The sequence below is a fragment of the Streptomyces sp. NPDC047061 genome, from assembly GCF_040643955.1.
GTDB lineage: Bacteria > Actinomycetota > Actinomycetes > Streptomycetales > Streptomycetaceae > Streptomyces.
The window spans coordinates 130256-142607 of sequence record NZ_JBEYVI010000006.1 but is presented as its reverse complement, the minus strand read 5'-3'; the positions used below and the strand labels follow the sequence as shown (position 1 = coordinate 142607).

Here is a 12352-nt window from a genome sequence, read left to right as displayed (position 1 = left end):
CAGGCGGGCCTGATCGCCTCCGCGCGCGCCACGGCGGGGCGTCAAGGTGTGAGGAGCGCCATCGGGGGCATCCGGTCGCTGCGGGGAGTGAGCGGGCGCGAAGGCGCACGGTTCGGGCTTCCCTCGGCGTGTCGCCAGGTTGCTGATAAGGACTGGTTGGCGGCATGAGCCCCTTTGGGTGGTATATGGCCCGAACCGTGCGGCAGTTACCGTTGGACCAGCAGGAATCCGCCCGTGCGATGGCGGATCCGGGAAAGCAGGAGGGGGCGCACGTGGCGCGTCTGAGGGGCGGGGCGGTCGTCGCCGTCGTCGTGTTGTTCGCCGTGGCCGGATGCAACGACCTGGAGGACAAGGGGAGTTCGGGAGCCCAGGGTGCGGGCGGCGGGGGAGCGGCGCTGACCGCCGCCGACTCGCTGACCGTCAAGGGCAGGGCGCCGAAGACCGGTTACTCCCGGGAGAAGTTCGGCTCCGCCTGGGCGGACACGGACTCCAACTCCTGCGACACCCGGGACGACATCCTCAAGCGCGACCTGAAGGAGGTGAAGTTCACCGACGGCGACTGCAAGGTCTCCTACGGAGTCCTGGAGCCGGACCCGTACTCCGGCAAGCAGGTCACCTACCAGCGGGGCCGCAGTCTGGTCGACATAGACCACCTCGTCGCCCTCTCGGACGCCTGGCAGAAGGGCGCCAAGTACTGGGACGCCAGCAAGCGCATAGCCCTGGCCAACGACCCGCTGAACCTCCTGGCGGTCGACGCGAGTGCGAACCGGGGCAAGGGTGACGGCGACGCGGCCACCTGGCTCCCGACGAACAAGGCCTACCGCTGCACCTACGTCGCCGCGCAGGTGGCCGTGAAGAAGAAGTACGGCCTGTGGGTCACCGCCGCCGAGAAGGCCGCGATGAAGAAGGTCCTCGAAACCTGTCCCGGCCAGGAACTCCCCTCGGGCGGCAACCCGACCAAGGCGCCGGAGAGGTTCCACGCGGCCTGAGGGCGGCGGCCCCTTTCGCGGGGTCCGGCCTTGGCAAACGTAAACGCGGGCACAAGTGCATAACGGCTCGGCGTAACGGGAGCGGTGCGAGTGTAAGGAATTGATAAAGAGCAAAAGGGGGCAGCCGGGGTAAGACGGGGCCGGTTCAGCAAGCGCTGGTCAAGATCGCTCCAAGGGTCCCCCTTCGCTCCTGTTCATAGCGTGTACACAACAGGCAGGATCTCTTCGTTTTCCCTGCCCTTCCTGCCTGTTGGAGTCACTCCCGTGCGCTTCAGGTCACTTCGCCGTGCCCGCTCCGCCCGTCGCACCCGACGGCTGCGGCGCTGCGCCGCGCTGTTCGCCCTCGTCGGACTCGCGCTGACGCTGACCACCCAGGAGGCCGCGGCCGCGGGCATGGAGCTGACGGCCGTCCAGCTGCCCGGCCTCAGCCTGAAGTCGCTGGCGTCCTGGTTCGAGGACCCGCACTGGGGCAGGCTGCCGCACCAGCAGTCGGGCACGGCCGCCGGTCGCGCACACCACGTCTCCGCACAGGCCACCGCCGCCCACCGCGGCAAGGGGCAGAAGCCCGGCAAGGGCCGCGGCGAGCTGTCCGCCTACCAGGCGCACAACGCCAAGCCGGCCCAGGGCCGCAGCGCCGGCGGCCACTTCGACGCGAAGACCAGCAAGCTCAGCACCACCAAGTCCTCGCGCACCGAGAGCGTCTACCGGAACGCGGACGGCAGCACCACCCGCGAGATGTACACCAGCCCCGTCAACTACCAGGTCGGCAAGGGCAGATGGGCGCCCATCGACGTGGACGTACGGGCCGGACCCGGCGGCCGCTGGTACGAGAAGGCCAACTCCGTCGCCGTCGACTTCGGCGCCAAGGGCACCGACTCCGCCCTCGCCTCCCTCGCCGACGGCAACGGCCACCGCATCGCCTACGCCCTGCAGGGCGCCGCCCCCGTCAAGGGCACCGCCGACGGCTCCACCGTCACCTACCACAGCGTCCTGGCCGACACGGACCTCGCGCTCTCCCCGACCGCCACCGGCGTCAAGGAGTCCGTCGTCCTCGACTCCGCCGACGCGGACAACACCTGGACCTTCCCGCTCACCCTCAAGGGCCTCACCCCCGTCCAGCAGCAGAACGGCTGGACCGACCTGCGGGACTCCGCCGGCAGGACCGTCGAGCGCATCCCCCCGGCGTACGCCTTCGACTCGAAGGTGAACCCGCGCTCCGGCGACCCGGCCACCACCCACGACGTCACCACCAAGCTCGTCCGCACCGACAGCGGCTACGCCCTGCGGATCACCCTGGACAAGGGCTGGCTGCACAGCGCCAAGAGGGTCTTCCCCGTCACCGTCGACCCCACCGTCGACGACGGCTGGACCACCACCTACGTCGAGTCCGGCTACGCCGCCCAGGACCGCTCCTACGAGCAGACCATCAAGGTCGGCTCCTACGACTCCGGCACCCACAGCGCGATCAGCCTCGTCAACCACTGGGACACCGCCTGGGACGCCAGCGGCGCCACCGTCACCGAGTCCCACCTGGACATCTTCGACACCTGGGCCGCCACCTGCACCGCCGAGCGCTTCGACGTCGCCCTGGTCACCTCGGCCTGGACCCCGGAGACCGCCACCAGCTACCCGGGCCCCTCCACCGGCTCCTCCATCGGCAACCTCACCCCGAGCGTGCCCAACGCCTGCGCCAACACCGCCGCCGACCGCACCGTCGGCGACTGGCTCCAGGTCCCGCTGTCCACCTCCGCCATCCAGGGCTGGTTCAGCGGCACCAGCGCCGACTACGGCCTCGCGGTGTACGCCTCGACGAGCGACGCCCTGCACTGGAAGCAGTTCGGCTCCTTCAACGACCCCGGGGACGGCCCGCACCTCCTGGTCACCTACACCGGCAACACCGCGCCGCAGCTGTACGAGCAGTTCCCGGCCGACAACGCCGTCGAGTACACCACCACGCCCGAGCTGACCGCCTGGGCCGGCGGCGCCAACTCCACCAGCGGCTCCGGCAACCAGTACCTGTTCCGCGTCTACGACTCCAGCGGCACCAAGGTCGCCGACTCGGGCCTGGTCTCCACCGGCGACTGGACCGTGCCCACGGGCAAGCTGGCCTGGGGCAAGAGCTACTCGTGGACCGTGCAGGCGTACGACTCCACGACCGCCCTGTACTCCACGCCGACGTCGTACGCGATGTCCGTGGAGGTCCCGCAGACCGTCATCACCTCGGGGCTGTCGCAGAACAGCAGCGACCACGGCTTCGACGCGACCAGCCGCAACTACACGACCAGCGACACCGACGCGTCCATCTCCACCGTCGGCCCGTCCCTGGACGTCGAGCGCGACTACAACTCCCGCGACCCGCGCTCGACGGGCGCGTTCGGCGCCGGCTGGTCGAGCATCTTCGACGCGCGGGCCGCCGAGCACTACACCGCCGCCGGCGCGGTCTCCAGCGTCTTCGTCACCTACCCCGACGGCTCCGAGGTCGGCTACGGCAAGAACAGCGACGGCACCTTCACCCCCGGCAACGGACGCTTCGCCACCTTCCAGACGGTCACCGCCGGCGGCTACAAGCTGACCGACAAGGACGACACCGTCTACGCCTTCACCAAGAGCCTGGGCTCGGGTGTCTACGGCCTGGACTCGGTCACCGACGCCAACGGCCGGTCCGTCACCTTCACCTGGACCAGCGGCCACGTCACCCTGATGAAGTCCGCCGTCTCCGGCCGCTCCCTCAGCCTGGCCTGGTCCACGCCCAGCGGCGCCTCGGCCGCGCACGTCGCCACCGTCACCACCGACCCCGTCACCGCGGGCAACTCGGCCACCACCGAGACGTGGAACTACGGCTACACCGGTGACCAGCTCACCACCGTGTGCCCGCCGGTGTCGGCCACCAAGTGCACCACCTACGGCTACACCAGCGGATCGCCGTACCAGACCGCCTCCCTCGACCTCGACCCGCACGCCTACTGGCCGCTGTCGGAGTCCTCCGGCACCACCGCCAAGGACGCCGTCGTCGCCAACGAGGGCACCACCGACGCCACCTACCAGAACGTCACCCTCGGCGCCGCGGGACCGCTGACCGGCTCCTCCGCCACGGCCGCCGCCTTCAACGGCACCACCTCCGACATCTCGCTGCCGAAGAACCTCGGCAACGACACCGACTCCGGCGCGATCTCGCTCTGGTTCAAGACGTCGGCGGGTCCGGGCGTGCTGTACTCCTACGCCTCCCAGCCGATCGGCTCGGGACAGGCGGCCGGCTTCTACACGCCGTCGATCTACGTCGGCACCGACGGCAAGCTGAACGCCGAGTTCTGGTACAGCGGCGGCGCGAACCCGATCCAGACCTCCGCCTCGGTCGCCGACGGCAAGTGGCACCACGTGGTGCTGTCCGCCGCGGGCAACTCGCAGACCCTGTACCTGGACAACACCAAGATCGGCTCGCGGACCGGCACCGTCTCCATCAAGAGCGCCACCGCCTTCGGCAAGAACCAGGTCTACAACTACCTCGGCACCGGCTTCCTCGGCGGCGCCTGGCCCGACGAACCGAACTACTCCACGTCGTCCTCGGCCGGCACCGCCAGCTACTTCACCGGCTCCATCGCCGACGTCGCCTGGTACAGCCGCCCGCTGGTGGCCGCCGACGTCAGCGACCTGTACAAGTACGGCACCCACAGCGCCAGCCTGCTGACCTCGGTCAAGCGGCCGTCCGGCAAGACCTACGCCGCGATGGTGTACGACACCGACTCCACCGCGCTCACCCAGCTCACCGACGAGAACGGCGGTGTGTGGAAGCTCGGCGCGCCCACCGTCACCGGCTCCAGCGACACCTACCGCGGCGCGGTCCTCGGCGGCGCCCCGCTCCAGTACTACCGCCTCGGGGAAGCGGCGGGCGCCACCCAGGCCCTGGACGAGGTGCGCGGCGGCAACGGCACCTACAGCGCGGTGACGCTCGGCGCGAGCGGACCCTTCAGCGACCACACCACCGCCTCCTTCAACGGCAGCACCTCGTACGTGGAGGTGCCCGCCGCCCTGCTGCACGCGAAGAGCGACCGCAGCGTCGAACTGTGGTTCAAGACCGCCGCGCAGGGCGTCCTGATCGGCGACCAGTCCGTGGCCATCGCCGGCGCGACCTCCGCGACCGGCACCTGGACGCCGGTGCTGTACGTCGGCAGCGACGGCAAGCTGCACGGCCACTTCTGGTCCGGCAGCGGCTCGGGGTCCACGGCCTTCGGCTCCACCGGCACGGTCACCGACAGTGCCTGGCACCACGTGGCGCTCACCGTGAGCGGCACCACCCAGACGATGTACCTGGACGGCATCAAGCAGGCCGCCTACACCGGCGCGCCGGGCGACCAGTCCAACAGCCACGTCTACATCGGCGCCGGCTTCGCCAAGAGCTGGCTGAACACACCGGGCGAGGTCAGCCACTTCAACGGCGCCATCGCCGAGGTGTCCTTCTACGGCACCGGCCTCACCCAGGACGACGTCGACGCCCACTTCGAGGCCGCCAAGGACTCCACGGGCCTGCTGCCGGTGAAGACGGTCAAGGTCACCACCCCGACCACCGCGACCACCACCTACACCTACGACGTCCTGCACGACGACCGCGAGCTGAGCGAGACCGACGCCCTCGGCAACACCACCCGCTTCGGCTACGACACCGCCGGCTTCGAGCACACCGTCACCGACCCCAACGGGGCGATGACCACCACCGGTCACGACGTCCGCGGCAACATCGTCTCCTCGACGACCTGCCAGGACCAGGCCGCCAACAAGTGCAACACCGAGTACTACACGTACTACCCGGACGACACCACGGCCCAGCTGACCACCGCCGACCCGCGCAACGACCAGCTGCTGACCGAGCGGGACGGCCGCTCCTCGTCCGCCACCGACAACACCTACCTGACGTCGTACACGTACGACTCGGCGGGCGACCAGACGGCCGTCACCGGTCCCGCCGTCCCCGGCTTCCCGAACGGCCGTACCTCCGCCACCCAGTACAGCGACGGCACCAGCACCTTCCCGTCGGCCGACGGCGGCGTCGTCCCGGCCGGCCTGCCGGTGAAGACCACCAGCCCCGGCGGCGCGGTCAACCAGGTCGCCTACTTCGCCGACGGCGACGTGGCCTCCACCACGGACGCCATCGGCCTGGTCACCTCGTACAGCTACGACGGCCTCGGCCGGGTCACCAGCCAGAAGGCGGTCTCCGACACCTACCCGAACGGCCTGGTCACCTCGTACAAGTACGACGCGGCCGACGAGGTCACCGAGGAGCACGACCCGCAGATCACCGACCGGCTCAGCGGCGCCACCCACTCCGCGGTGAGCAGCACGGTCTTCGACGAGGACGGCAACGTCACCTCGCAGACCGTCGCCGACGCGAGCGGCGGCGACAGCTCCCGCACCCAGACGTGGACCTACGACGCCTACGACCACGTGCTGACCGAGGCCGACGCCAACGCGGCCGCGGGCGCGAACAACGGCAACACCACCACGTACACCTACGACTCCTCGGGCAACCGCACGAAGGAGGTCGCGTCCAACGGCGACGAGACCCGCTACTCGTACGACGCCGAGGGCAACCTGCTCACGCAGGGCCTGATGTACACGGGCGACCCGGTGAGCCCGCAGACCGCGAGCCTGCTCACCGAGGAGTCGCGCGCCTACGACCCCTCCGGCCGGCTGGCGTCCGTCACCGACGCGATGGGCAACACCACGTCGTACACCTACACGGACGACGGCCTGCTCGCGACGGCGACGAAGAAGAGCGCCGACGGCGCCGGCAGCTACGTCCTGGAGTCGGACGCGTACGACGCGGCCGGCAACATGGTCTCCCAGACCACCGACAACGGCGAGACGGTCACCAACTTCACGGTGGACGCGGCCGCCCGCACCACCGCCACCACCGTCGACCCGACCGGCGTGGACCGCGTCACCAGCGTCTCGTACACCCCGGACGACCAGGTCGCCACCCAGACCGACCACGACGCCACCGGCGCCGACCGCACGGTCACCAGCACCTACGACGACATGGGCAACCTCCTCGGCGAGACGCTGTACGGAGACGCCTCCGGGCACCCCGCGGGCTGGTGGAAGCTGAACCAGACCACCGGCCGCTCCGTCACCGACTCCTCCGGCAGCGGCAGCACCGCGACCGCGGGCAGCGGCGTGACCTGGTCGGACGGCGCCGCGCAGTTCAGCGGCGACACCTCGGGCAACGGCGACATCGTCGCCACCAACGGCCCGGTCCTGGACACCAGCGCCTCCTACACCGTCTCGGCCTGGGTGAAGCTGCACGACACCTCCACCTTCCGGACCTTCGTCGCCCAGGGCGGCACCAACCGGGGCTCCTTCTACCTGCAGTACGCGTCCAGCCAGGGCGTCTACCGCCTCATCTCACCCAGCTCGGACTCCTCCGGCACCCCGTCCGCGTACTACAACGCCGCCGCCTCCACCGCCCCGGCCCTTGACACCTGGACCCAGCTGGTCGGCGTCTTCGACGCCTCGACCGGCACCATGAGCCTCTACGTCAACGGCTCCCTCGCGGGCACCGCCGCCAACACCTCGCCGTGGACCGGCACCGGCCCGTTGTCCGTCGGCGGCGTGAAGACCGCCGGCGGCTCCGTCGCCAACGTGGTCAACGGAGCGGCGAGCAACGTCCAGACCTACCAGCGCGCCCTGTCCGCCTCCGAGATCTCCTCCCTCTACGGCAAGGGCCGCTCGGGCGGCACGGTCGGCTCGTCCGACGAGCAGACCACCAAGTGGACGTACGACAAGCGCGGCCTGCCGACGTCCATGACGGACGCCGACACCAACACCACGAACTACGCCTACGACGAGGCGGGCAACCTCGCGCTCACCACCGCGCCGGCCGTGCAGGTGGAGAAGGACGGCACCAGCCCGGACACCGAGCGCCCGACGACCGTCTCCGGCTTCAACACCTTCGGCGAGGCGGTCGAGGAGCAGGACCCGGACGGCAACACCACCACCACGGCGTACGACGCGAACGGCGACAAGGTCTCCGAGACCCTGCCGACGTACACCCCGGCGGGCGCGGCCTCGCCGAACGCGGGCACCACGGTGTGGACGTACGACAGCCAGGGCAACCAGACCTCGGTCACCACCCCGGGCGGCAAGACCACGTCCTACCTCTACGACCAGATGGGCGACCTCGCCCAGGTCACCGAGCCGGACACCACCAAGACCCATGCCACCTACGACACGGCCGGCGACCAACTGACGTCGACGGACGCCACCGGCGCCCAGACCCAGGCGACCTACGACTACCTGGGCCGCCAGCTGACCCAGACCACCCTGGAGCGCTACCCGTCCACGCGCACGCTGACCTCGCACTACTCCTACGGGGTCACGACCGGCAACCCGTACGGGTCGCACCTGGCCTCGGCGACGTCGCCGGGCGGGGTGACCACCTCCTACGGCTACAACCGGGCCGGTGACACCACCTCGGTCACGGACGGCGCGGGCAACACCACCCGCTACACCTACGACTTCGAGGGCAACCAGCAGAAGGCGATCCTCGCCGACAACAGCTACACGCAGACGGACTACAACGCCGCCGGCGACCCGGCGCAGAGCACGCAGTACGACGCGAACGGCACCGTCCTCGCGCAGTCCTCGACGGGCTACGACGGCGTCGGCAACGTCACCTCGATCACCGACGCCCGCAACCACACCAGCCACTTCACCTACGACGCGGCCGGCACGATCACCCAGGAGATCCAGCCGGTCGACGACACGACGTCGATCACGACGACGTTCGGCTACGACGCGGCCGGCAACCGCACCCGGTTCACCGACGGCCGTAACAACTCCTGGCGCTACACGTACACGCCGTGGGGCCAGCAGGAGAAGGTGATCGAGCCGACGACGGCGCAGTACACGTCGGCGGCGGACTCGACGACCACCTACGCGTACGACAACGACGGTCAGCTGACCGGCGTGACGCTGCCCGGCGGCGTCACCACGTCCCTGTCCTACGACTCGGTCGGCCAGCTCAGGTCGATGTCCGGCTCCGGCGCGGACGCGGCGACGGCCACCCGCAGCTTCAGCTACGACTCCGACGGCCGTGTCCTGTCGGCGGACACCGCCGAGGCGGGCACCACGGGCGCCGCCGACCACCAGGCGTCCACGCACGACGCGTTCACCTACGACGACCGCGGCGACGTCCTGACGACGTCGGGCTCGGCCGGCTCCTCCGGCTTCGCCTACACCGACGACGGCCTGATGTCCTCGCGCACGGACGCGGCGGGCACCACGAGCTACGGCTACGACTCCGCGGGCCGCCTGTCGTCCCTGAACGACGCGGCGACCGGCAAGCAGCTGACGTACTCGTACGACAACCTCGACGAGCTGACGTCCGTCAAGTACGGCTCGACGGGCCAGACCAGGTCCTTCGGCTACAACAGCGCACACGAACTGACCAGCGACACCCTGGTCCAGGGCGCCTCGACGCTGGCGAGCTTCGCCTACGGCTACGACAAGAACGGCAACCTGACGTCGAAGACGACGACCGGGGTGACGGGCGCGTCGGCGAACACCTACGCCTACGACTACGCGAACCGCCTGACGTCGTGGAACAACGGCACGGCGACCACCGCCTACGCCTACGACGCGTCGGGCAACCGGATCCGCAACGGCTCGAACGTGTACACGTACGACGCCCGGGACGAGCTGACGTCGGACGGCGTGAACTCGTACGCCTACTCGGCGCGCGGCACGATGACCCAGCAGTCCGCCACGTCCGGCACGGTGGCGCTCAAGGCGGACGCCTTCGGCGGCCAGGTGGTGGCCGGCTCCCAGTCGTACACGCTGGACGCACTGGGCCGGAACATCACGGACACGGACACGAGTGTCGGCTCGTCGCGGACGTTCGCCTACTCCGGCGCGGACAACACGATCGCCTCGGACGGCGACACCACGTACACCTACGACCCCGCGGGCGGTGTGGTCGGCATCAAACCGTCCGGCGGAACCGCCGTCCTGGCCCTGACGGACCAGCACGCGGACGTCGTCGGCACGTTCACCTCGGGCGCGACGACCCTCTCCGGCTCGCAGTCCTACGACCCTCTGGGCAAGGTGCTGTCGACGTCCTCGATGTCCGGCCACCTCGGCTTCCAGTCCGGCTGGACCGAACCCGGCACCGGTGACGTGGGCACGGCGTCCCGCTGGTACGACCCGGCCACGGGCCAGTTCCTCAACAAGGACAGCGTCTCCCTCGACGCGACGCCGAACTCGGTGTCCGCGAACCCCTTCGCCTACGTCGACGACAACCCGATGGCGGGCACCGACGACTCGGGCAACTGCTCCTGGTACGACGTGGTGTGCGGTGCGAAGAAGGCCGTGCACCACGCCTCGCACGCCTACCACGCGGTCAAGCGCGCGGCGACGCACATCTACCACCGGGCCAAGGCGGCGGTGCACCGGGTGGTCAAGCGGGTCAAGCACACGGTGCGCAAGGTCGTGCACCACGTGCAGGACGTCTACCGCTCCACGGTGCGCTACACGCGGCACGTGTACCAGTACGCGGCCAGACACGTCCGGCGCGTCACCCACTACGCGGTGCACGCCCTCCACACCGCGTACCACAAGGTCTCCCATGCCGTGCACCGCGTGGTGCACGCGGTGAAGAAGGCGGCGCACAAGGTCGCGCACGTCGTGAAGAAGGCGGCACACGCGGTCGCCCACGTGGCCCGGACCGCGTACCACGCGACGGTCACGGCGGCGAAGGCGACGGCGAAGTTCGTCAAGCACCACGAGGCGGCGATCACCTCGCTGGTGGTCTCCACGGTGGTCTTCGCCGGCTGCGAGGCGGCGACCGCGGGCGTGGGCTCCATCGGCTGCGCCGCGCTGGCGGGTGCGGCCGGCTCGCTGGTCGAACAGGGCTTCAAGTGCGCCGACAACGGCGGCGGCGACTGCAGCGTGGGCGCGTTCGCCGGCTCGGCGATCGAGGGCGCGGCCGCGGGCGCGGTCGGCGGAGCCCTGGGCGAACTCGGCGGCCAGCTCCTGGCCAAGGCGGCCCCGAAGGCGATGAGCGCGGTCGGCGGCCTCTTCGGGAAGGGCGCGGCGGAGGCCGGGGAGTCCGCGGCGGCGGATGCCACGGAGGAGGCGGCCACTACGGGGGAGGCGGAGGCGGCGAGCACGAAGGCGCAGTCGCATTCGAACGAGACCGAGTGCCACAGCTTCACCGCCGGTACCCAGGTACTCATGGCCGACGGCACGACGCAGGCCATCGACCACATCAAGGTCGGCGACACGATCGCCAACTCGGTACCAGGCGCGAAGGGCACCGAGGCCCACAAGGTCACTGCGGTCATCGTGACACACACCGACCACGACTTCGTCGACCTGACCATCAGGCAGGCGGCGTCCGAGGCGACGGCCAAGTCCACGCTGAAGGCGGGCGCGAAGACCCTGGCCGGGAAGATCGCCAAGAAGGCGGCGCGCAAGGCGGCGTTCGGCCTGGCGGCGTCGGCGGCTGTGCTTGGCACGCTCTCTGCAGGCCACGGTCACGCTGCGGCCGACCAGCCGGCGACGGCGACCGTGGCGGCGGTCAGTGATGTGTCCGCAGGGCAGGCGACCAAGACCGATGCGAGCCTGAAGAGCACGCAGGTCGCCCACCTGACGACAACCTTCCACCACCCGTTCTACGACGAAACTCAGTCGGCTTTCGTCGAGGGCAAGGACCTCAACGTCGGCGACGTCCTCCAGACCCCGACCGGAATCGCAGAAGTCGCCACTGTCCGCCTGTACCACGCGAACACGACGACGTATGACCTGACGATCGGCAGCCTCCACACCTACTACGTGGAGGCAGGTGACACCCCAGTCCTCGTCCACAACTGTGGTTACGAGGAGGAGGCGCAGACTGCACAGAAGCGGGCTGATGAACTCAAGAACAAGTGGGGCAGGGGCCATGGCTGGTCGACTGTTGCTGTGGTCGGAGTGCGCAACAAGACCACAGGCGTAATTTCCCAAAAAGTCGCACTGGCTGGTGGCAAGGACATCAGCGCGATCGGTGAGGATGTCCTGCAGGACGGCGAGAGCTTCATCCAGGGACAGATCGTCCCAGGCAGGTTGACTGCGAATGGCAATCCAGCGTTTGAGCACGCCGAAGAGGCTGTCTTCAACTGGGCGAAGGAAAACGACCACGAAGTCATCTATGGGGGAACGTCTCGGAACGTATGCAGGGGAGTTTGTGAACCATTGGTCCGTGCAACGATGACCCTTGGTGGAAAGGTGTTCCGAGGGGCAGCCGACAAGACGCAATTCAGGATGTTCTGGCAAACGACACGATATTAGTTGTTCAAATCGCGGGTTGAACGCCCGACTTAATTCGTGGCCCA

General features: G+C 69.5%; 2 protein-coding genes. Both read left to right on the top strand.

Annotated elements, in window-relative coordinates:
* The first annotated feature begins 272 nt into the window (after nt 1–272).
* Nucleotides 273–989: an HNH endonuclease family protein gene (locus ABZ887_RS12855; protein ID WP_361287041.1), complete on the top strand. Its 717-nt coding sequence runs from the start codon at nt 273–275 to the stop codon at nt 987–989.
* Between the two features lie 264 nt (nt 990–1253).
* Entirely contained in the window at nt 1254–12308 is an 11055-nt protein-coding gene (locus ABZ887_RS12850; protein ID WP_361287038.1) for a LamG-like jellyroll fold domain-containing protein, read from the top strand.
* Nucleotides 12309–12352: the final 44 nt, after the last annotated feature.